This window comes from Sessilibacter sp. MAH1 (assembly GCF_054658315.1).
On sequence record NZ_BAAGIC010000017.1, the window covers coordinates 93,065 to 115,282 of the forward strand.

Here is a 22,218-nt window from a genome sequence, read left to right on the forward strand (position 1 = left end):
GTTTACGAAAATCCCCCATAAAAAAACCGGCCTATTGCCGGTTTTTTTATGCTCAAAATATCACTGCTGTTGATTGGCAAAATACCAGCGTTGCTCGGTAACTACTGCGTCTAATTGAATATCCCAAGGTTCGGTTGGAATGGGATCTTCACTAAACTGACAAGAGTGCGCCAATCCCAGTAAAAACGGCTTTCTGCCTCGCTCTTTTCTGAAAGCGAACGTTTTATCGTAATAGCCGCCGCCCATACCCAGCCGATTAAGCTTACTGTCAAAACCCACTAGTGGTAGGCAAACAATATCTAAAAACCGCGGACTTATCGTCTGGATAAGATTTCGCTCAGGCTCATCAATACCAAACTGATTAGGCACCAATACTGTCTGATGATCAAAGCGTTGAAAGTACATTCTGTGCTCATCAATTACGGGCACAAAAATCCGCTTGCTGCTAAAGCACAACGCTTTTTCAATAAGGGGGCGTGTTTGAATTTCGCTTTTATAGGAAAGGTAAATCGCAATACGTTTGGCACTCAAGAACATCAAACTGGTTGCAACTTGTTCGGCAAGCTTTTCACCGGCCGCTATTTGCGCTTTCATATCCAGCTGTGCACGTGCGCGACGAAGTCGTTTACGAAGGTCTTGTTTACGCTCAACTGAACCTAAATCATACATGCTTGTTGTTCACTTTGTGTCTTAAAGAGCAAGCGACTGTAGCCTAGGTATAGGAACCCCGAGAATACCGCTGCCAACTTGGCCTTGAACCGTAGGGTTCAAGGGGTGGCAACTGAAATACTTTAGGCTTTCCGTCACGCGGACATGCACACCGGTATTTGCGAGTTACCTCCGGGGGTAACATTATCGGCTCGAGGACTTGTCGACTGGCGAGTACCTCAGGGGAGATCTAGTATACCGAAAACTGTCGCCGGAAAAACTCTTGTATCTAGATGATTTTTAATTTATAGCTGCCAATTTATAACGTATGAGCATTAAAGAAACTACTGATCGTTTAATTTTGACAACGCATCATCCAGTTTAGACGACATTCGCTCAAGCATAGACTCGTCAAAGATAGGTTTTGGTTGCGATTGAGCGGCAAGCAGCTCGTGGCAGAGATTCAACGCCGCCATAACCGCGATACGCTCAATGCCAATCACATTTCCGGAGTTACGAATAGCGCGCATACGCTCATCAAGCTGGCGGGCAGCACGCAGCAAATCCTCGTACTCCTCAGGAGCACAAGCGACTTGGTATTGCTTACCAAGAATGCTAACGATGACGGTTTTGGCGCTTTGCATAGGGTTCTTATCGACAAAATCACAGCTACGGCTGGGATTCTAAACTTTTTAAGCGATGAATCATGGCCTCAACACGAGTCCGTGCGAGGTCGTTTTTTTCGATTAAGCGAGCGCGATCTTGCTGCCAACGTTGTTCATTAGCACGCAAGGCCTGATTTTCTTTCAACAGTTGTTGAGCAGCGCTAATCAGAGCCTCGATCTTGCGCTCCATCGCCACAAGAGATTGCTCTGGTGGAATATCGTCTACCATAACTATTTGTATCGTCCTATCGAATCAACTAACTATATTGCGGCGATCTATGCGGGTCAATCGCTCACTTGCTTGGCTGCAGACTGGATCAAACCTTGATCAACCTGCAAGTCTCAAATAATCAATTTTAGCCGATACTTAGGTTTAAATTTTACGAATTTGCCGTTATTAGGCACTAATTCTTATTGGCTTGGTGATTGGGCTCTCATAGAACTCCCAGCCACAATTAAGAAACATGATAGCATGGCGGCAATACTGGTGAATTTTGGGAAATGCCCCAACAACTTACCGCCTTGTAGACTTACACCAACAGATCAACCCGTTAAATACTGCCTTATGTCTGATAACCAAGCCGATACCTCTTATGCACAATTGACCCAAACGCTGGATGAATTCGATGCACTGGCCGGAGCCAGTGAAATTCACGGTTTTCTAACCGCGTATTTGTGCAGACGACTGCCACCTGAGCTGTGGCTCCAAGATTTGCAAATACTCATCGATAAGAGTCCAACCGAACACGAAGCTTTAGGAACAGCCTTGCTGAGCTTTTATCTGGCCAGCGCAAAAGTACTCGCGCAAAACTCATTAAGCTTTCAGCCACAACTGCCAAACACCGATGATGCGCCTCTTTCAGAAAGAGCCCTAGCATTATCAGAGTGGATTCACGGTTTTTTAGCAGGACTTGCGCAAAGTAAAGACAAGACCGCGCTGAGCATGGAGGCACTTTCAAAAGAGTCCCAAGAGTTGATCATGGATCTCGCCCAAATCAGCAAGCAAACCGCAGAAAACTACCAAGAACTTGATGATCAATCCGAATTTGATTTCGTAGAAATTACCGAATATGTAAAGGTTGCGGTGCTTACGCTTTACGAGAATTTCGACACTAAACGTCCCACAAACACCAATAACTCGTCGGCAAATAACACTGGACCGTCAAAATTGATTCACTGAGGAAGCCACCTTGTCAGCCAAAATTAATGCTCAAGAATTTGCTCGCCGTCGCAAAGAATTGATGGCCATGATCGAGCCAAACAGCATTGCGATTATTCCTGCGGCAGAAGAAAAAACCCGCAGTCGCGACACACACTTTACCTATCGCCAAGACAGTGACTTCTATTATTTAAGCGGTTTTTGCGAGCCTGAAGCCGTGCTTGTGCTTATTCCCGGTCGCGAACATGGCGAATTTGTCATGTTCGTACGTGAACGCAACCGTGAAAAAGAAATTTGGGACGGCTACCGCCAAGGCCCTGAAGGTGCTGTCGAAAACTTTGGGGCAGACGACGCCTTCCCCATTGATGACATCGACGAAATTCTACCCGGCTTGCTTGAAAGCCGCGATCGCGTTTATTACAGCCTTGGCCGCGATCCTAATTTTGATCAACGCATTATGAGTTGGATAAACACACTACGTGCCCAAGCAAGAGCCGGTGCTGTGCCTCCCGGCGAACTGCAAGATCTGGATCACTTCCTTCACGACATGCGTTTATTTAAGAGCGCCACCGAAGCAAAGCTAATGAGAAGCGCCGGAGAAATTTCTGCACAAGCGCATATCCGCGCTATGAAAACCTGCAAGCCCGGCATGTACGAATATCAGCTCGAAGGCGAACTGCACCACGAATTTTTGAAAAACGGCGCGCGTGCACCGGCTTACAACACCATCGTTGGCAGTGGTAAGAATGGCTGTATTTTGCATTACATCGAAAATACCAAAAAACTCGAAAGCGGCGATCTTGTTTTAATTGACGCCGGTTGCGAATACGAAATGTACGCGGGCGATATTACTCGTACATTTCCGGTCAACGGAAAATTCAGCGAAGAACAAAAAGCCTTGTACGAAGTAGTTCTAAACGCTCAATACGCAGCAATCGATGCAGTAAAACCCGGTAATCATTGGAATCAACCCCACGAAGCTGCGGTAAAAGTATTGACCCAAGGTTTAATTGATTTGGGTTTGCTTGAAGGTAACTTGGACGAATTAATTGCCGACCAAGCGTATGTTGATTTTTACATGCACCGCACTGGTCATTGGCTTGGAATGGACGTGCACGACGTGGGTGATTATAAAGTGTCGGGTCAATGGCGAGTTCTTGAACCCGGCATGTGTTTAACCGTTGAACCGGGCTTATACATTTCGCCCGACAATGAAAATGTCGATGAAAAATGGCGCGGCATTGGTATTCGTATTGAAGACGATGTTTTGGTTACCACAGATGGACACGAAGTATTGACGGCATCGGTACCAAAAACGGTTGAAGAAATTGAAGCACTAATAGCATCTTAAAAAATAATAAATCAGGAGCCTTTGGTCTTACCTATTGCCAAAGGCTCTGATTCTTTTAAACAGCAACATTTCTTCACCCAGAGTAATTTAAATAATTAATTCACAAAGCGATAAAAACTTCAGTGGATCTAGAATTTTTCATACAAACTATCCTCTCGCCTTTCAAGTAAAAATAAAGGAAACTCTAATGAACCTAGAGTTTCCCTCGATACGAGGATGTGTCGCTAATTTCAAGAACAGTAGGTGATTGAAATTATGAAGAAATTGGAAATCGCATTTGCAATTTCTGTCCTCTGACTAAATCACGGATGAGTTAATCAGAGGCTCCTAAAATCTATTCTACGAGCGTGACAGAAACCTCACCAATATCAGCTGTCATTTTAGAATCACAACTGCCCGAACCAGACCACTTACTGGATGAACCCACCAAGGATTTACGCGATTCACGAATTCTGGTATCGATCACGGTCAAGTTGGTTTCACCAACGTCGGACTTAAGCGAGATATCACTGATAATATCTTTTTTGGCCTCAACAGAAAGTTTGCCAATATCAACATGTGCGTTAATGCAAGCGTCGATATTTTTAACATCAATATCACCCACATTGACTTTTAAATCGAGTTCTTTATTTTTTGGCACTTCAAGTAAAATATGAACATTTACATTGTTGTAAGTTGTTTTACCGCTAGGATCTAAATGCAGTGTTATTTGATGATTATTTTGGTCAACACGCCAAGCCAGTTTTTCACGTAGACGCTCGCATTTAGCGTTAACCTTTTTACAGCTCAACTCGATTTTCGCATTAATGGTATCGCTGTCGGTGCCAATAATTTCGATTTCACCAACGGCTACATTAATCTGAACACTCTCGGCATCGCCGGTATCAAAACTGTCTAATTTTTCCGATGTATGGGGAAATCTCTGCCCCTCATCGGCGTTCACAGACACGCAAGCATGTAAAAAACCCAGTGCCAAAATGCTGAAAATTAATTTATACATAGTCGTTACCAACAAGGTTGTTTGTCAATTTCGAATATAGACGAAACCTCATTCGAATTGGTTTATTTTAATGACCATAATATGTGAGGTTGTTCGATGCTAACTCGTTGACAGACGTGTTACTTAAAATAAGCGATAAGGGTTTACTATGCTAAAAACGATAACAACTCTCGGCCTGTGCTCAGCGCTTTTCATAGCCAATGCTTCTTATGCAGACAAAACGGCGATCTACGCGGGAACCTTACTTTCTATTCCCGGTAAAACACCACTCACCGAACAAACCGTTATTATCGAAGATGGAAAAATTTCCGCCATCGAATCGGGTTATATTAAAGGCGATGACTTCGATCATATCATTGATTTAACAGACAGTTTTGTAATGCCAGGCCTAATGGATATGCATGTGCATCTGCAAGGCGAGCTCGGCCCAGAGAACGACTCCGAAGCGCTAAAGATGTCGGATGAGCTTATGGCCATGCGCTCCACTCATTTTGCCTTTAAAACATTATTGGCCGGATTTACCACCGTTCGCGATGTTGGTTCTAACCCACAATACATGTACGCGTTGCGCGACGCCATTAACAAAGGCTGGGTTGATGGCCCGCGAATTATCGCCGCAGGTGGCGTGGGCATTACCGGCGGTCACACCGATGTCAGTGGTATGAAACACGAGCTTTTGGATTTTTACACCACCAAGCAAATTTGCGACGGCCCTTATGACTGTCGTCGCGCTGCTCGATCAGCCATCAAATTTGGTGGCGACCTCATTAAAGTAGCGTCCACCGGTGGCGTGCTTACCGATCGGGCCACAGGTACCGGCCAGCAAATGCACAATGACGAACTCAAAGAAGTTGTCGAAGCGGCGAAATCTATGGGTAAAAAGGTTGCTGCCCACGCTCACCAAGAAGATGGCATTATTGCGGCATTAGAAGCCGGTGTTGCCAGTATCGAACATGGTTCTTACACAGGCCCTAAAGCCATTAAACTTTTTAAACAAACCGGTGCTTACCTGGTGCCAACCTTACTGGCTGGAGACACAGTAAAACATTTGGCCGAAAACTCTGAATTTATGAGTCCAGCCATCAAAGAAAAAGCCATTCGGGTCGGTGGCGATATGCAATCTAATTTTGCTAAAGCTCATAAGGCTGGAGTAAAAGTCGCCTTTGGTACCGACAGCGGCGTATCAAGACACGGTATAAACGCACAAGAAGCGGTATTAATGCATCAAGCCGGTATGTCACCGATGGACATTTTGGTTTCTGCTACAGTAAATGCCGCAGACTTAATTGATATGAGTAATTCGATTGGAACCTTAGAAGTTGGCAAAGCCGCCGATATCATCGCCACGCAAGGATCGCCTCTTGAAAACATCGAAGAACTTTTGGATGTTGATTTTGTGATGAAATCTGGAAAGGTCTTTAAAAGCGTCGCGCAAGAAATTTGAGTGCAGCTAATAAGCTGAGCAATCATTCCGTTTATTGTACTCTCACTCACAAAGTGATAAACATAAAAAAGGCTCCCATGGAGCCTTTTTTGTTGCTTAGCATTAATGAATTGAATCTGGAGCATGAGGTACGTGCTCGTTACGCTCATGATCGTGCTGAATTAAAATTTTCGCGCCCGATACCTTTGCCAAGGCATCAACTAAACGAATGCTTGCACGAGTTTGTTCCATATCGAAATTAAAACCGGGCACACGTTCGTTAGTGTAGTTAGAGGTAAAGTGCCACAAATCACCCGATAAAATAATTGGACCAGACTCTAAATTAACAAACAAAATTTGATGACCCGGTGTATGACCTGGTGCCGGAATAATTACCGCAGAACCATCACCAAATACATCGTGATAACCGTTTAATTTTACCACTTTATTTTGATCTAGCTTATCGTAGGTTTTTGGATTGAAATTTAATTTTGGAGCCAATTCACCAAAAGCCGCGTTGTATTCTACCTCTTGAATAAACCAAGTCGCGTTGGTAAACACATTGGCATTGCCGGTGTGGTCGGCATGCATGTGTGATAACCCCAAATATTTAACGTCTGTAGGCTCGACACCATATTCTTTTAACAATACTGGGAAAGGTGTATCTAAAAATAAATTGATTTTACCACCAGCAATAGAAAGACCATCTTTCATGTTCGCTACCGGCGCTGGGATTCCCGTGTCCCATACCATGTAGTCATCGCCGTGTTTTAGAAGATAACAGCTTGCCACCATTTTATGGGCAACATTAACATCAACACCCGGTGACCAGTGTGAACGATCCGGCGATTGTACTTTGCCGCACTCAAACACCGTCAAACTTGAAACCGCTGCGTTTTTATCACCACGCGCCGCAAACTCTTTGTATACCTTGGCATTGGCGATGCCTTGATCAACAAACTCTGCTTCGGTTATTGTACTTTCAGCCATTGCAGTAAAAGACACAATTCCCAATGAAAGAACCAACGCCGATTTATTTTTTATAGCGTCATATAAACGATTGAACATATTTCTCACCATAGAGCTTGTTATTTTGTTTTAAAAAAATAAATTCTTTATTCCACTTACAATCAATAATGATCGTGTAAGCTAGAACTGGTATACAATATCAGTTGTTGACGCTTTTCAAATCACGCAAAAATAACATCACGGCTTTTTATCGCCGAACAAACATTAAATGACATGGTATTTGTCATAAATTATTCATCCGTCAAAATCTACAACGCCAATATTTCGGTTGTTTTAACAGCAGCTATTACACACAAATAAAAAAATGGCAGCACTAAGTGCTGCCTAGGGCTTGTGGTAGTTAAAACTCTTACATACAAAAAAGACTCGTAAACGTTACAGAGTCTAAAAAATAGTGGTTAAACAAGAGGCAATCACAACATTGAAAACACAACATTGAAAACACAACATTGAAAAATAGTATGGCAGTTAATTTAACATCCATCACTTAATCAAGTTACTATCCAGCACCGCCGTAGATTAGTTATTTTATCTATATCAGTGCAAAATACGTAAAATATTTTGATAGCATGCGAATATCAGCCTTTTTCGATGCCTTAATTTAAAAAAGAAAGAATCGAAATAAATATACTTAAAAATCATTGAATATCTCTGGCCGATAAGAAGGCGGCAATTTTTTCACAAACAAAATTATGATGATCTTCTAGCGCAAAATGACCAGAATCTAACAGATTAATCTCCAAATCTTGCGCGTCCTGCTCAAACGCATGAGCGCCGGCTTCAGGGAAGAATGCATCATTTTTACCCCAAACCACTAAAACAGGCACTTTGCTATCGCGAAGGTATTCATGCCACACAGGGTAGAGAGCAACGTTATTTTGGTAATCTAAAAATAAATCCAAGTTCAAGCGATGCAACTCGGGACGCTGCATACATGCAAAATCGAGCATCCAGTTATCAGGGCAAATGCTTTCAGGGTTTTGTACGCCGTGAACATATTGCCACTTTAAACCGTCAAGTGAGAAAATATTATCGATAATCATATTTTCAATTTCTTCGGTTTGAGTTTGCCAATACTGAATAATTGGTGCAAATGTATCTGTGTTTACACCTTCCATGTAGGCATTACCGTTTTGCGTAATAATCGCTTGTACACGCTCCGGATGCTTAGTCGCAATTCTAAAACCAACAGGCGAACCATAGTCTTGCATCATAATGGAAAATTTGAAAATTTCTTTTTGCTCAAGAAATTGATCAACGACGTCTGCTAGCTTATCGAAAGTGTATTTAAACGCACTTGGGCTAGGACAACTGCTGTTACCAAAGCCGGGATAATCCGGAGCGATTACATGATATTTATCCGCTAGACCATTGATGACGTTTCGATACATAAACGAAGACGTTGGAAAGCCGTGTAACAAAACAATCGTTGGATTGGCGCGATCGCCAGCTTCGCGATAAAAAATCTCCAAATCACCAACCTTTTCGGTACCGTATACAACTGTAGGCAGAGTCGCCATGATAATTCTCCACATTAATTATTATGATGAGCGTAGATGGGCCGTAATCTATGAATACGAAATTATCAGGCCTCATGAAGCTGCTCTTGGGTATTCACAAACGATAGGAAACACCCCAAGTAACCCTTGTTTGTATTTATAGAAGGTTACTACTGCCGTAAAAGATTCGCAAAGAGAATTTTCATCCAGTGATATAAAATTATAAGAACGTGTGTAATTAATTATAAATCTAAATAAAAAAAGATCTTTTCAGCATATATTTGTGATGTCCATCAACAAAACCTGCTCCGTTGCACAAAATGCAATTTTTAATTTTTCATCTCCAAATGACGTAATCGCATTTAACAGGTTATTAAATTGCTTCTGCATTACCCAAAGAAGCTCCATTCTGAACAGAAGCTTCTCGATAGGCATTCACAAAAAACTTACCAGCAATATCACAGCAACTGTGTTTTGAAACCAAACAGGCGTGAGAACTTTTTAAGTTCTAGAGAGGTTTTTTTGTTAGGGAATCGAGAGAGAAACCTCTGATTAAACCTTAGTGGCGATAATCAGAGGTTTTTAGAATTTTATAGGCGACAGTATTAGCATCCTAAAATGCTAATACCAATTAGGGTTTGGGTTATTACTTTTAACGTTTAAAAAAATTTAGTACTGACAATCCGATTAAACTAATGATGTTTACTAACAACATAGTGATTCTTGTATATAGCTGCCAAGGCACCCGTTGTCATCGCAAATAATATAACGATGTTGTGCGCTAAAGGGTAACTAGGCTCATAACCTAAAAATAACGTAAAACAAGAAAATAACAGAGGAAGACTTACATAATAAATAGCATAACGACCAGAAAACTTAATCAAAAGACTGGTAAGGCAGAAAAAGCTCACTAATGAGGTCAAAATTGTGGGTAGAAGATAAATCTGCGGTTCATTGGGATTGGAAACCGCTCCAGTAAGAGAAAAATGCACCCAAGATTCAACAAATAAACCACCTACAATCGAAAAAACCAAAGCTATAAATCCGCCGAATAAAGTCACTATTACCGATTTTTTGTGATCAATATCAATCACAGTGTTATTCAACAGGCTGTTATTATTATTCATTTTAACCCTCTCAAACGTGGTCACTTTATAGTTATTCCAATGATTGTTAACACAACCAAAGTACTGACACTCGAATAAGAAATCATAAACTCGATAACGTTTTCAAATAAGTATTGCGAAGAATCCGAGTTGCCTAATTGTGTAAATATAGACCATAAAATTCCAATAACAAAAAGAAATACACTAACTGTCTTTAATTTAGTTTTGTTTAGACAGATACCCAAACATGCGAACAAAAGTTGCTAAGAAAGCATTCGTGCAACAACAATAAAACCGCAAGATACAAAAGTAGTTTTCATCAAATGCATAGATGGCGCGCTCTGCTTGCTGGGCTTGTGAACATCAATATTATAAAGGCCGCAAAAATAGCAACTACAAACCCTAAATAGTTAGCTATTTTTAGGGTTTTTATCTTTCATTGTTAACAGGTGAAAGACAATAACTATTTTTCATGCCAATAATTTTTATTCCAGAACTTTTGGTGAATTTCTTTAGCAATCGCGAACGCTTACGAAAATATCTATTCAACAATTAACTTGCCGTCCAAAGTAGCCGCGGTGGCAATTGTGAAAGCAAAACCATTCAGCAGAACGCCTAATAATATTGCCCAGAAAGAATGTTGAAGAAGATGAAAAGAGTAGTTTTTAACGTTGATCATTATCGTTTTTTACGCATCGGAACACCAACGCAAATGGCACAACGTTAATTAACGCGTGATAAAAACGGTTTCGTTAACTGCAATTTTGTTCGTTTTCTAAGAAACTTCGTTTAAAGCCTCTGATTCACTCATCCATGATTTAATCAGAGGTTCCTGTGTTTATAAATCGTAGGCGCAGCGAAAACCAATAGAACCGTACACAGTTTTGCCACTGTCGGGTAGTTTTACGTTGCGAAACGAGCTGCGCAGGTTATTTTTATTTTCATCCCAAGAGCCACCACGTACGACTTTGCGGGCACCATTTGCCGGTGCTTGTAAATCACCCTCGGCGTAGATGCTTAAGCCATTTGCGGTATACCAATTCATGGTCCATTCACCGGCATTGCCGTGCATATCATAAAGGCCGTAGCCGTTCGCAGGCTTTGAACCTACCGGCCAGGTGCGATCTTCGCCACAGCCGTCGGGTTCGTTAGCAACAGATCCCTGAGTTACACCGTCGTCAACAATGGCGTTTGCACAAGAGACTTCTTGCCCCCAAGGGTAACGTGTTTTACTGGTTGCTCTAGCGGCTTTTTCCCATTCGGCCTCATAGGGTAAGCGGCCATTTTTTGACTGACAATAAGTCAATGCTTGCTGCCAATCAACACAGTTCACCGGATGATTGTCTCGTCCCGGAGCCCCTAAATTACAGTATTTGTTTCGATCATGGTCTTTCGGGCGATCACACTTACCCTCATCAATACAGCCTTGATATTGCGCGACGGTAACTTCGTACTGGTCAATATAAAAGCTCGGTACCTCAACACGCACACCACCCGCTTCACCTTCGTCTTGCTCACAATGGGTGTCGTTTACTGAACACCCCATTTGAAACGCACCGGCCTTAATAAGCACACGCTCTTGGGCTTGTGCCACGGCAGAGGCCATCGCAATTACCAAAATTCCCGCTTTTTTATTTAACGATTGCATAACTATTCACTCACGCAGTGCGCTGTTAATAAAGCATACAGCTAACACGCTACATTATTAAAATTGTCATTAAAAAAAACCGATATTCAATATTTTAACAAGTGCGTTCAAAAAGAAATGCATCGGCAATCTCAGTACAAATGTTCAAAATCTGGTTGATTACGGAATGTATGTAAACGGAACAGCTTGAGGTTAGGTCTGATGAACCAGCATTGGCCGATTTTAAGATCCGCACCGCTTCGATTAAACTAACGGAACTTCAGATTATTCCGGGGTTTTCAGCAACATAGGATGAGTCGCCAATTTCAAGAATGGTAATTGATTGAAACTGTGAAGAAATTGGAAAGCGTATGTTCAATTTCTGTTCTTTCAATTAAATCATGGAGCAGTAAATCAAAGTAACTGTAGAAAGCTCTGATGAATTCGGAGCGCATTAAATAGACGGAATACATAACTCAAACAATAAGGTCATTCATGTCACAAAGAGCGTCTACTGCATTTTTATTAGGTTGCATTACCCTCGCACTGCAAGGTTGCGCCACCCTCTCGAAAGAAGAATGTCTGTACGCAGACTGGTATCAAATAGGATTAGAAGACGGCAACAAAGGCAAAGACCCTTTAACGCTTGGTCGTCATCGCAAAGCCTGTGCTAAAGCCGGTGTTACTCCAGACCGAGAAGCCTACGAGCAAGGCCATACTCAAGGTTTGTTGCGCTACTGTACCTACGACAACGGTCTACTCTTAGGAAACGTCGGCCGATCCCGTCCAGAGTATTGTCCGGCTCTAACGTTGGCCGAATTTAATCTGGGTTATGAGCACGGTTATGAGCGATACCAACAAAATCGCGTGATACACCAGCTACAATCAGAAATCAATTCTCTAAACCATTCTATCGAAGATAATCATCATCAAATCGAACATTTAGAAGCAGTCCTTGTCAGCGACCAAACCACAGGCGAAGAACGAGAAGAAGCGCTGGAAGAATTGCGCGCGATTGAAGATGAGAACGTGGAATTAATTAACGCTGTCAGCGATATTCGAGAATCACTGCAATCTGAACAACGTTTTTTAGATGAACTCATCTACGAACAACAAAGTGCTCGATAAGTATTTGGGAGACTAGGGTTAACTTCTCTAGGATTTAATCAAAGTTTTCTTGAATAAGACTATAGGAAGCTCTGATTAACCTAGAGTTTCTCGCGACACAAGGATGTGTCGCCAATTTCAAGAACTGTAAGTGATTGAAATTGTGAAGAAATTGGCAAAAAAAGACGCCGCCATGAAAAATCTTTGGCGGCGTTTCAGCAAGCGGCGTGACCTAGCGGTATTCTGACAGGGAGTTATCCGTACACCACGGCGGGGAACCAATTCACTAAAGCCGGGAAAATAATCAATAAAGCAAGGGCAGTAAGTTGCAAGATAATAAACGGCACCACACCACGATAAATTGTCGCCAAGCTCACATCCGGTGGACACACACCTTTTAAATAAAATAATGAGAAGCCTACCGGCGGTGTTAAAAATGACGTTTGTAGCGTGAGCGCAACCAGCATTACAAACCACACCAGCGTTGGATTATCCAACACACCATAACCGTTAATCGAAATTTCCAATGCATTAATTACCGGCGCAACAAGCGGTAAAATAATTAATGTGATCTCGATCCAATCTAAAATAAAGCCTAGTAAAAACACCACAAACAAAATAAATAAAATGATTCCGTAAGGACCAAAAGGCAAAGACGTTAATAAAGATTCAATGTATTCGTCACCACCTAATTCGCGCAACACTAATGCAAACATGGTTGCACCGATAAAAATCGCAAAAATATAGCCACTAACATTAAGTGTATCGCGCAAACATTCTTGAATAACTTTTATGCTCAAGCGGCCATTTTGCCAAGCCAGTGCCATTGCCGCTGCCGCACCTACCGCAGACGCTTCTGTAGGTGTCGCAATGCCCGCAAAAATACTGCCTAACACGGCTAATATCATGGCTAATGTTGGTGTTACCGCCTTAATGACATTCCACAAAACCGCTCTAGTAACGGGCTTAACGTCTTCTGATAAGGGCATTGAATTGGGTTTGATAATTCCCCAACCAAGAATATAAACAATGTATAACACGCCCAATAATAAGCCGGGTAAAACGGCACCCATAAATAAATCGCCAACCGATAGCGCTAATTGATCGGCCATAATCACCAGCATAATGCTCGGCGGAATTAAAATACCAAGTGTTCCCGAGCTTGCAATAGTGCCAACGGTTACGGTTTTACTGTAACCCTGCTTTAACATCGCCGGTAAAGACATAACACCTAATAAAACCACCGAAGCACCCACAATTCCCGTAGAAGCGGCCAGAATAATGCCGATTAATACAACGGTAATGGCTAGACCACCACGTACGCGACCAAATAACTCTTGAAACGACGTCATAAGTTTTTCGGCCACACCGGATTTATCCAGCAAATTGCCCATAAAAATAAACATGGGCAAGGCAACCAGAATCCAGTTGTCCATAATTTTATAGGTTCGATCGACCACCAAACCGATGGAAGTAAAATCAATACCCGTTAGCGTGTCGAGATGGATATCCGATAAATAAGCAATAAACGCGAATAATGTTCCTACACCGGCTAAAACCCAAGCAACCGGAAAACTGGTAAACAACAGGAGGATAAATGTCGCGAACATCGCCACAATTAAAATTTCGTTGGTTTCCATATCAAACACCTCCTTTGATATGACGCACTAATAAAACACTTTCTTTGGCGATTCGATTTAATACCGCAATCATTAACAAACCCATTGTTAATGGAATTAATCCCTTAATTAACCACCGCCAAGGTAAGCCTGCGGGTGCCAACGACCGCTCGTTAATGCGCCACGCCTCGTAGGTAAAAGCAATTCCGTGGTAAAAAACTACCCATAAAAACGGCATTAATAAAAAAGTTAAACCAAGAATTTCAATAACATGTCGGGCCGTTTGGCTGTAGCGTTCACGCAAAACGTCCACACGCACGTGCGTATCACGAGCTTGTGCGTAAATCACACCCATAAATACGCCAATGGCATAAAGGTGCCACTGCAATTCTTCGAGAATGATCAAACCTGCGCTAAATCCTCGACGTAAAGTTACCTGCGCTAAAATCACCAGCATTAAAATAAAAAATATCCAAGCCACCGCTTGGCTAATGCGGATAAGCGCTCGGTCGATAATTTCGGCAAAGCGGACACTACCAGCTTCTTGAGGAGTTGTTTGATTCATGGGATTTCCTGAAAAATGCAGCAAAAAAACGTGTTGCAAGCGAAAATCGCCTGCAACCTCAACTGCTCTAAAAATTATTGTTCTCTGGGTACAAATGCGCGTGAAGACCACAATTTATAGTTTTCACGGAAGGTAGAAAGGTCTTCATAAACCGCCGCAAATGTTGGGTCTTTTTTCTGTTCTTCCAGAACCTCGCTCCATGCCTTACGGAAGGCATCAAGCATTTCTGGCGACCACTCATGAACCGTTACACCACGCTCTTCAGTATTTTTCTTGATAGCTTCAAACTGAATGTATTCCGACTCAGCAATGGAGTTGGTCATGGACGCTTTACAGGTGGTAGACACCACAGCGCGCTGCTGATCGGTCATTTCATTCCAGGTATCTTTGTTAATTAATAACTCGAAAACCGTGGCCTGCTGATGCCAGCCTGGGAAATAATTGTGTTTGGCAACTTTATAAAAACCCAATTTCTCATCAATGGCCGGTTGACTGAATTCCGTTGCATCAATAGCGCCTTTTTCTAAAGCGCCAAAAATTTCACCACCGGGAATTAACGAGGTAGAAACACCCAGTTTCTGCATAACTTCACCACCCAAACCGTAAAAGCGCATGTTCAAGCCTTTTAGGTCTTCGACTTTTTCCACAGGTTTTTTAAACCAACCGGAGGTTTCTGGGCTCACCAATGAACAAGGCTCAACGTGTACGTTATAACCGGCATCGTCGTACATTTTTTGATAGAGCATTAAACCGTTGCCGTAATACATCCACGCTAAAAACTCTGGCGCTTCTGGGCCAAACGGAATGGTTGAAAAAATCGCGGCAGCGGGGATTTTTCCTGCCCAATAACCAGCAATGGAATAACCCGAATTCACCTTACCGGCAGAAACTGCGTCTAGAATTTGTAAAGGCGCAACCAGTTTGCCCGGCTCGTAAATCTTCATTTTTACTTCACCACCGGAGACCAGCGGTAACTGGTCGGCAACCCAGGCGATGGGTGTACCCAATGCAGGTAAGTTGGAGCCAAACGCAATTGGCGTTTTTAGCAAGACGGGTTTTGCATGGGCGGCTGCACAGCACAGTGCTAACGCTGAAGAGGCAAGTAGTGTTTGTAGTGGTTTTTTCATAGCCTGTTCCTAATTATTATTGTTTGATGACTGGCAGAACACAAAACCATGCTCGCCTGCCTGAATGTGAAAAAACTATAAAATACTGGCGCCACCATCCAACCCTTCTTTCGTAGGGGAAGCCCGCAAAACCTACCAAAGTAGGTTGTCAAAATGGCGAAATTTTCCAACTATAGATACCCATCTAAATGGCCGTATTACGAGGCTTTTACGGTAGATTTTTGTACAAACTGGGTTTTAACTTCGGAATTTTTAGACAGTTGATTAAAAAATAACGCCTTTGATTATGAATTGATGATCAAACCGTAAATTTGCAGATTTTTAACACAGAATATTTTTGATCAATCAAACTGTGCGTTCAAAAACACGAACATCATGAGAAGAGAACAAATATGGGCAGCTTTTTAACGGCAACTTGGTTTGTAGGAGCCGTTGCATTGATGTACGTTGCGTTTTTGTTCGCAATTGCGACTTGGGGGCACAAAGTAATGCGTGCGTCCTGGCAGCCTTACGTATATAGCCTGACCCTCGCGATATTTTGTACAACCTGGGCCTTTTACGGAACGGTTCGCGAAGCAGCAACCCACGGTTGGATTTTAGCCCCAACCTATCTGGGCGCGATTGTGTTAATTACTATTGGTTGGAAAGTTTTCGATCATATTATTCGTGTTGCCAAACAAGAAAACAGCAGCACTATTTCAGATTTTATCTCAGCAAGATACGGTCACAGCCGTGGCATAGGCATGGTCGTAGCGTTGTTATGTTTATTGGGTGTTGTGCCCTATATTGCCCTGCAATTAAAGGCCGTTTCTGGCAGTTTTCAATTATTAACGCAAACCACGTCCGTAGAATTAAATTGGTTATCCGATCCGACATTTTATATCTCGGTGATTATGGCTGTGTTTAGTATCTTATTCGGTACGCGCACCGTAGACTCTAGCGAAAGCCACCAAGGTATTATGCTGGCAATTGCGTTTGAGTCATTAATTAAACTCGTTGCCTTACTCGCGGTTGGTTTTTTTGCGGTTTACGGTATTTACGATGGTTTCGGCGATCTGATTAAAGAATCTTTTAGTCAAATCGATATCGCTCGCACTCTCACTGAATATTCCAACCCAAGTGCGTATCTTACCCAAGCGTTGCTGGGCGCTATCGCCATTATTGCACTGCCAAGACATTTTCACGTAACCGTGGTTGAGTATCGCAGCGAACGGGATATTCAAACCGCGCGCTGGTTATTTCCGGTTTATTTACTGCTCATTAATTTATTTGTATTACCCTTAGGTTTGGTTGCATTAATGAACCAAGATCTAATCGGCAATTTTACGTTTATAACACTGCGAATTCCGATTGTCTTTGAACAAGACTGGCTCGCCTTATTAGCCTTCCTAGGTGGGTTTTCGGCGGGCACATCCATGGTAATTATCTCGTCAATTACCTTGGCGACCATGATTTGTAACGAATTAATTTTACCGCTTTTTATTAAACTGGGTTGGTTTAGCGATTCTGGCAACATTAAGCATCGCGTATTGTTAATTCGCCGTATTGCGATTATTTTTGTTTTACTGTTGGGATTTTTTTATTACCGACTCTTATCGCAATATCACAGTCTTTCGGAAATTGGCGTGCTTTCTTTGGTTGCCGTTGCACAGTTTGCTCCGGCGATGCTAATAGGTTTAATTTGGCACGGCGCTAATCGTGTTGGCGCTTTTTGGGGAATCGGCATTGGTTTTTGCGTATGGATGTACACGTTATTCTTGCCGCTGCTTGTCGAAACCGATTGGATATCACGAGAGTTTTTATCGGGGCCATTTGGCATTGCTTTCTTACGTCCGCATTCGCTATTAGGCCTAGAAGGATTAAACCCAACCGTTCACGGCACCTTTTGGAGTTTAATGTTTAACTGCATTGCCTTGGTGATTGGCTCTTTGTATTACAAACCACGGTTTTCCGACATTGAACAAGCGCAGCGTTTTGTCTATCGACAACACAGTACCGAAACCCAAAGTCATCGCGGTTATCACTTAAGCAACGAAGATTTAAGAGCATTGTTACAACGTTTTTTGACACCCGAAAAAGTCTCCGCTTTTTTTCGCGCACGCAGTAATCCGTTGACGGGACGATTAATTCATCGTGATCGCGTTGATGACGACATGCTCAAATCCGCCGATCGATTGTTGCGCTCGGTGATGGGCCGACGTGGTTCCGATTTTTTATTGCGTAATTTAATGGAGGGTCACAGCACGCAGTACTCCAACTTAAACGCCTTAATGGACGAAGTATCTGAAGTGGTTTTATTCAATCGCGATGTCTTAAATGCCGTTTTGCACAGTTTAAATCAAGGCATTACGGTTATCGACGAAAACCAAAATCTAGTTGCGTGGAATCAAACCTTCGCCAATTTGTATCAGTTTCCGGCAAATTATTTATACATTGGCCAAACCGCAACTGCGGTAGTGCAATTTATTGCCCATTCCGGTGGCTACGGCACCGGCGACATCGAAGCCTTGGTAAATAAACGCTTAGAAGAAGTCAGAAAACATCAGCCATTACACTACGTTCGCGAAACTGCCGATGGCCGTCACATTGAATTGAGCGGAATTCCCATCAACGCCAACCTGTACGTAACGGTTTATTCCGATATTACTGAACACCGTAAAATCGAGGCTCAATTGCGCAGCGCCAACGAAGTGTTAGAAGAACGTGTTGAACAACGTACCCAATCGCTCACTCAGCTCAATGAATATCTTAAAAAAGCTAATACCAATAAAACACGCTTCTTAGCCGCCGCTGGCCATGATCTGGTACAGCCGTTAAATTCTGCTTCGTTATTTTCAGAATCCATTATCAATAAATTAAATCGATACGCCAAAGACGATCAAACACTTACCAAAATGCTACTGCCGGTAGCAACACATCTAAATCAATCGTTGATGTCTGCGGAATCACTATTAAGTAAATTATTAGAAATTTCTAAACTCGATGCCGATATTGTTCGACCGGCCCGACGTGCCTTAAACATTAAAGAAGTTTTGGATTCTTTGGCGCAAGAATTTCAACCCTTAATGGAACAGAAAAATTTGCAACTAAGATATGTTGCAAGCAGCGTTGTCGTCGATACCGATCCGGTTTTATTGCGCCGCGTGCTACAAAATCTGCTCACCAACGCGCTGCGTTACACACAATCGGGCTCGGTCCTTTTGGGTGTGCGCAGAAAAAATAATATCGCCGAAATTCAAGTCATCGACACTGGCTTAGGTATTCCCAAAGATCAACAAAAATTAATTTTTGAAGAATTTTTGCGCTTAGATTCTGGTATAGAAGCCAGTCAAACCAAAGGCTTGGGTTTAGGTCTCTCTATTGTCGAACGATTATGCTCTCTACTCGAACATCCCGTGAATGTGCAATCTGCACCCAATCAGGGTAGTTGTTTTTCTGTGAGCGTTCCGATGGTGTCTAAACCTGCTCTCGACCCTGCACAAATGAACCGTCAAATTTTCCATGAATGCGCCTTTAACGGCATTATTTTATGCGTTGATAACGAGCAACAAATTCTCGACGGCATGGCTAATTTGCTCACCGATTGGGGATTTAATATCGCCTTAGCGAAAGATTTAGATCAGGCAAGATCAAATTTAGGCTCGACAGTTCCAGCACTCGCTATTGTTGATTATCATCTTGATCGTGGTGTGACAGGACTTGATGTTATGGCAGAGCTAACGGCACAGTGGGGCAAATCTATTCCTTGCATTGTTGTCACTGCCGATTATACCGATGAAGTTAAACAACAAATTCAGGAACTCGGTTACTACCTGTTACGCAAACCGGTAAAACCCTTAGCACTGCGTTCACTGATCAATCGCTTGGGATAAAATATCAATCGGGAATTTCGAGTTGCTGAACCAACAATGCAGCCTGAGTGCGATTATAGATATCGAGCTTACGAAAAATATCACTAATGTGCGATTTAACGGTGGTCTCTTTAATATTCAGTGTGTAGCCAATTTGCTTATTGAGCGCGCCGTCGGCAATTAATTGTAGAACTCTTAATTGTTGAGGCGTTAAGGAGGCAAGTTTGTTGGCTACCGCGTTATTGGCGTAATCGGTATAACTGGGATAACTCAGATTCCCTTGTAATACCGTTTCTAAGGCCGTCACCAGCTCTTCAATTCGGCTGGATTTAGGAATAAATCCCAAGGTACCGGCTTGACGAACAGAATGTATAATTTGACTGTCTTCACTGGCACTAACAACAGCGACGGCAACTTCTGGAAATTCTGCACGAATGTGCATTAATCCAAATAAACCACTTTCGCCCGGCATTTTAAGATCTAACAGCAGTAAGTCGGGTCTATTGGCTCGCAGACACTCGTAGGTTTGATTAAAGGTTTCGCACTCGGTCACTCGGTGCTCAAATCGGGTTTCTGCTAACGCTTCGGTAAGCGCTCGCCTAAATAAAGGATGATCATCTGCAATAACGATATCGTACATAACATGCCCTAGTTGTTATTATTTGGTTGTCGCAAACCCCGACTACATCAGCAAGAGCTAATCAGAAGTTCTTAGTAGTTATTTTTATTGCCGCAGAATACTACCTCCATTCCTATTGCGATAACAACCGCTATCGTAAAACTGTGACACCAGCACAAATTACACAACCTTGTCATTAAACAAAAATTAATTTCTTCTCCTACCAATTTACGGTAGGAATATTTTTATATCCCATATTTTATTTTTTAAACACCAAGCGTAAATAATTTAATAGAGAAATAATTCCATAATTTTTCTCAACACCTACCATCTTACGGTAGGCCATTGTTATGGCAGAGAGATAAATTATTGTCATCGGAAAGTTTCCTTAACGATAAAAAACCACTCTTAAAAACCATAACGATTACGATAGAGAGGAATACTCATGTTCAATAATAATAAACCTACCTTTCTAACCAGAACTGCAACGACCTTAATTCTTGCCGGTTGCACCTCGGTCAGCCAGGCAGAAATTGTTTCTACCAACGAAATTAACGGCTACATTAAACTCGACGCAATTTTTTCATCCGAAAACGATGGCGCTGGCGGTTTACGAGAACAAGCATTATTAACGCTGAATCAAAACGAACCCGAAGACGAAGAAGACGACCTAACATTATCTGCTTTTGAATCGCGAATTAAATTTACGCACAAAAGCCTAGGTACACCGGTAGGTGATTTATCGGCGGTAATTGAAGGTGATTTTTATTCTGGCGCAAACCAAAATATCTTTAATTTGCGGCACGCCTATTTTACCCAAGACAATCTAACCCTCGGCCAAACTTGGTCAACCTTTATGGATCTTGGCGCTCTTGCTGAAACCGCAGACTTTGGTGGCCCGGCTGCACGTGTATTCGTAAGACAATCACAAATTCGCTATACCTTTCATTTTGCAAAAGACACCTTAGAAATTGCCGCCGAAGAACCATTAAACTCACCCGATCCAAAACTTCCAGACCTAGTTGCAAAATACACCTGGCGAGGTAATTTTGGTCACATCGCCGTGGGTGCCTTGTATCAACAAATTAACGATGACGCTGAAGAGATTGACGAAGCAAAAAATGCTTTTGCAGCGCGTGTTTCTGGCCGCATTAATCTGGGTAAAGACAATTTGAAATTTGCCGTAATTAGCGGTGAAGGTCTTGGCCGTTACTTAAACTTTGGCGACCAAGCCTCTTTTGGTATCGTTAATAACGAAATCGAACTCTCTGAACAAACCGGCTATAAGCTCGCCTATCAACACGTATTTACACCAACCCTACGCTCTACCGTACGATACGCAAAAACCGAAAACGATTTAGACGGCGACGATATGGGTGATTTCAGTTCCTTCCACATCAACCTAGTCTACAACCCATACAAGCCACTAACTTTTGGAGCCGAGATTATTCGCGCCGAGAAAAAACGTACACAATTTAATGGCTTAGACGAAGACCTAGAATTAAGACGCTTCCAGCTTTTTGGTAAGTTCGCATTTTAAGGCCTAGAGAGATAATTGATCTCAAGTTATACAAGGTTCAATGACGTGTTTGAAAACTAAACATTCACTGATGCGATACTGGCTAATATTGTAAACCTTCTACCTCTGATTAAATCGCAGAAGAATTAATCAGAGGTTCTTAGAGATAATTTACATATTAGGGAAGATAAAAATTCATTACAATAAAGGTTGATCTATATTAAATAGCTTTGCTAATTTACATTCTAATCAATCGTAGAATTGTTTCGTATAAGTTCTATGACTACTACAATTTCTTCCATTT

General features: G+C 42.2%; 18 protein-coding genes and 1 other RNA gene. 6 read left to right on the plus strand and 13 right to left on the minus strand.

The features are described from left to right. Positions 1 to 60: 60 nt before the first annotated feature. From ACYQ28_RS15825 to ACYQ28_RS15840, 4 genes are all read right to left on the minus strand, one after another. The gene (locus ACYQ28_RS15825; RefSeq protein ID WP_460051586.1) at positions 61 to 669 is read right to left on the minus strand and encodes a 5-formyltetrahydrofolate cyclo-ligase; all 609 of its coding nucleotides are present in this window, start codon (positions 667 to 669) and stop codon (positions 61 to 63) included. A 51-nt stretch (positions 670 to 720) separates the two neighbouring features. Next, a non-coding RNA gene (gene ssrS, locus ACYQ28_RS15830) (6S RNA) lies at positions 721 to 897 on the minus strand. 95 nt (positions 898 to 992) lie between these two features. Beyond that, positions 993 to 1,292 (minus strand): cell division protein ZapA, encoded by a 300-nt coding sequence (locus ACYQ28_RS15835; RefSeq protein ID WP_460051584.1) that lies wholly within the window; start codon positions 1,290 to 1,292, stop codon positions 993 to 995. Positions 1,293 to 1,317: 25 nt separating this feature from the next. Beyond that, the gene (locus tag ACYQ28_RS15840; RefSeq protein ID WP_460051583.1) at positions 1,318 to 1,542 is read right to left on the minus strand and encodes a TIGR02449 family protein; all 225 of its coding nucleotides are present in this window, start codon (positions 1,540 to 1,542) and stop codon (positions 1,318 to 1,320) included. Positions 1,543 to 1,785: 243 nt separating this feature from the next. Between ACYQ28_RS15840 and ACYQ28_RS15845 the strand changes: the two genes are divergently transcribed. Together ACYQ28_RS15845 and pepP are read left to right on the plus strand one after the other, a co-directional pair. Then, on the plus strand, positions 1,786 to 2,493 hold the full coding sequence (locus ACYQ28_RS15845) for a UPF0149 family protein (protein ID WP_460051582.1): 708 nt from the start codon (positions 1,786 to 1,788) through the stop codon (positions 2,491 to 2,493). A 10-nt stretch (positions 2,494 to 2,503) separates the two neighbouring features. Further along, entirely contained in the window at positions 2,504 to 3,823 is a 1,320-nt protein-coding gene (gene pepP / locus ACYQ28_RS15850) for a Xaa-Pro aminopeptidase (RefSeq protein WP_460051581.1), read from the plus strand. Positions 3,824 to 4,157: 334 nt separating this feature from the next. Here the strand turns inward: pepP and ACYQ28_RS15855 are convergent, their stop codons facing one another. After that, entirely contained in the window at positions 4,158 to 4,823 is a 666-nt protein-coding gene (locus ACYQ28_RS15855; RefSeq protein ID WP_460051579.1) for a hypothetical protein, read from the minus strand. A gap of 148 nt (positions 4,824 to 4,971) precedes the next feature. On the opposite strand from ACYQ28_RS15855, the gene ACYQ28_RS15860 reads away from it, so the two are divergent. Further along, positions 4,972 to 6,267: a metal-dependent hydrolase family protein gene (locus tag ACYQ28_RS15860; protein WP_460051578.1), complete on the plus strand. Its 1,296-nt coding sequence runs from the start codon at positions 4,972 to 4,974 to the stop codon at positions 6,265 to 6,267. 102 nt (positions 6,268 to 6,369) lie between these two features. Here the strand turns inward: ACYQ28_RS15860 and ACYQ28_RS15865 are convergent, their stop codons facing one another. From ACYQ28_RS15865 to ACYQ28_RS15880, 4 genes are all read right to left on the minus strand, one after another. Beyond that, positions 6,370 to 7,314, minus strand: coding sequence for an N-acyl homoserine lactonase family protein (locus tag ACYQ28_RS15865; RefSeq protein WP_460051577.1), 945 nt, complete (start codon positions 7,312 to 7,314; stop codon positions 6,370 to 6,372). A 599-nt stretch (positions 7,315 to 7,913) separates the two neighbouring features. Further along, positions 7,914 to 8,795, minus strand: coding sequence for an alpha/beta fold hydrolase (locus ACYQ28_RS15870; protein WP_460051576.1), 882 nt, complete (start codon positions 8,793 to 8,795; stop codon positions 7,914 to 7,916). Between the two features lie 671 nt (positions 8,796 to 9,466). Continuing rightward, a complete protein-coding gene (locus ACYQ28_RS15875) occupies positions 9,467 to 9,901 on the minus strand; it encodes a hypothetical protein (protein ID WP_460051574.1) in 435 nt (144 codons plus the stop codon). 817 nt (positions 9,902 to 10,718) lie between these two features. Further along, positions 10,719 to 11,528, minus strand: coding sequence for a formylglycine-generating enzyme family protein (locus ACYQ28_RS15880; protein WP_460051572.1), 810 nt, complete (start codon positions 11,526 to 11,528; stop codon positions 10,719 to 10,721). Positions 11,529 to 12,002: 474 nt separating this feature from the next. On the opposite strand from ACYQ28_RS15880, the gene ACYQ28_RS15885 reads away from it, so the two are divergent. Continuing rightward, entirely contained in the window at positions 12,003 to 12,635 is a 633-nt protein-coding gene (locus ACYQ28_RS15885; protein ID WP_460051571.1) for a DUF2799 domain-containing protein, read from the plus strand. A gap of 233 nt (positions 12,636 to 12,868) precedes the next feature. On the opposite strand, the gene ACYQ28_RS15890 is transcribed toward ACYQ28_RS15885, so the two are convergent. The 3 genes from ACYQ28_RS15890 to ACYQ28_RS15900 form a co-directional block, all read right to left on the minus strand. Beyond that, complete coding sequence (locus ACYQ28_RS15890; protein WP_460051569.1) at positions 12,869 to 14,254, minus strand: TRAP transporter large permease; 1,386 nt, start codon at positions 14,252 to 14,254, stop codon at positions 12,869 to 12,871. Between the two features lies 1 nt (position 14,255). Next, complete coding sequence (locus tag ACYQ28_RS15895; protein ID WP_460051568.1) at positions 14,256 to 14,798, minus strand: TRAP transporter small permease subunit; 543 nt, start codon at positions 14,796 to 14,798, stop codon at positions 14,256 to 14,258. Between the two features lie 74 nt (positions 14,799 to 14,872). Beyond that, complete coding sequence (locus ACYQ28_RS15900; RefSeq protein ID WP_460051567.1) at positions 14,873 to 15,925, minus strand: TRAP transporter substrate-binding protein; 1,053 nt, start codon at positions 15,923 to 15,925, stop codon at positions 14,873 to 14,875. 392 nt (positions 15,926 to 16,317) lie between these two features. Between ACYQ28_RS15900 and ACYQ28_RS15905 the strand changes: the two genes are divergently transcribed. After that, entirely contained in the window at positions 16,318 to 19,797 is a 3,480-nt protein-coding gene (locus tag ACYQ28_RS15905; RefSeq protein ID WP_460164729.1) for a PAS domain-containing hybrid sensor histidine kinase/response regulator, read from the plus strand. A gap of 4 nt (positions 19,798 to 19,801) precedes the next feature. Here the strand turns inward: ACYQ28_RS15905 and ACYQ28_RS15910 are convergent, their stop codons facing one another. Continuing rightward, a complete protein-coding gene (locus ACYQ28_RS15910; RefSeq protein ID WP_460051564.1) occupies positions 19,802 to 20,416 on the minus strand; it encodes a response regulator transcription factor in 615 nt (204 codons plus the stop codon). A gap of 424 nt (positions 20,417 to 20,840) precedes the next feature. Here ACYQ28_RS15910 and ACYQ28_RS15915 point away from each other — a divergent pair, with 424 nt between their 5' ends. After that, on the plus strand, positions 20,841 to 21,935 hold the full coding sequence (locus ACYQ28_RS15915; protein WP_460051563.1) for a DcaP family trimeric outer membrane transporter: 1,095 nt from the start codon (positions 20,841 to 20,843) through the stop codon (positions 21,933 to 21,935). Positions 21,936 to 22,218 lie beyond the last annotated feature (283 nt).

Coding starts and splice junctions, on each gene's coding strand:
- ACYQ28_RS15910 (WP_460051564.1), bottom strand. CDS start 20,416: ATGTACGATATCGTTATTGCAGATGATCATCCTTTATTTAGGCGAGCG.
- ACYQ28_RS15885 (WP_460051571.1), top strand. CDS start 12,003: ATGTCACAAAGAGCGTCTACTGCATTTTTATTAGGTTGCATTACCCTC.
- ACYQ28_RS15895 (WP_460051568.1), bottom strand. CDS start 14,798: ATGAATCAAACAACTCCTCAAGAAGCTGGTAGTGTCCGCTTTGCCGAA.
- ACYQ28_RS15890 (WP_460051569.1), bottom strand. CDS start 14,254: ATGGAAACCAACGAAATTTTAATTGTGGCGATGTTCGCGACATTTATC.
- ACYQ28_RS15835 (WP_460051584.1), bottom strand. CDS start 1,292: ATGCAAAGCGCCAAAACCGTCATCGTTAGCATTCTTGGTAAGCAATAC.
- ACYQ28_RS15860 (WP_460051578.1), top strand. CDS start 4,972: ATGCTAAAAACGATAACAACTCTCGGCCTGTGCTCAGCGCTTTTCATA.
- ACYQ28_RS15915 (WP_460051563.1), top strand. CDS start 20,841: ATGTTCAATAATAATAAACCTACCTTTCTAACCAGAACTGCAACGACC.
- ACYQ28_RS15905 (WP_460164729.1), top strand. CDS start 16,318: ATGGGCAGCTTTTTAACGGCAACTTGGTTTGTAGGAGCCGTTGCATTG.
- ACYQ28_RS15880 (WP_460051572.1), bottom strand. CDS start 11,528: ATGCAATCGTTAAATAAAAAAGCGGGAATTTTGGTAATTGCGATGGCC.
- ACYQ28_RS15875 (WP_460051574.1), bottom strand. CDS start 9,901: ATGAATAATAATAACAGCCTGTTGAATAACACTGTGATTGATATTGAT.
- ACYQ28_RS15870 (WP_460051576.1), bottom strand. CDS start 8,795: ATGGCGACTCTGCCTACAGTTGTATACGGTACCGAAAAGGTTGGTGAT.
- ACYQ28_RS15840 (WP_460051583.1), bottom strand. CDS start 1,542: ATGGTAGACGATATTCCACCAGAGCAATCTCTTGTGGCGATGGAGCGC.
- ACYQ28_RS15865 (WP_460051577.1), bottom strand. CDS start 7,314: ATGTTCAATCGTTTATATGACGCTATAAAAAATAAATCGGCGTTGGTT.
- ACYQ28_RS15845 (WP_460051582.1), top strand. CDS start 1,786: ATGGCGGCAATACTGGTGAATTTTGGGAAATGCCCCAACAACTTACCG.
- ACYQ28_RS15900 (WP_460051567.1), bottom strand. CDS start 15,925: ATGAAAAAACCACTACAAACACTACTTGCCTCTTCAGCGTTAGCACTG.
- ACYQ28_RS15855 (WP_460051579.1), bottom strand. CDS start 4,823: ATGTATAAATTAATTTTCAGCATTTTGGCACTGGGTTTTTTACATGCT.
- ACYQ28_RS15825 (WP_460051586.1), bottom strand. CDS start 669: ATGTATGATTTAGGTTCAGTTGAGCGTAAACAAGACCTTCGTAAACGA.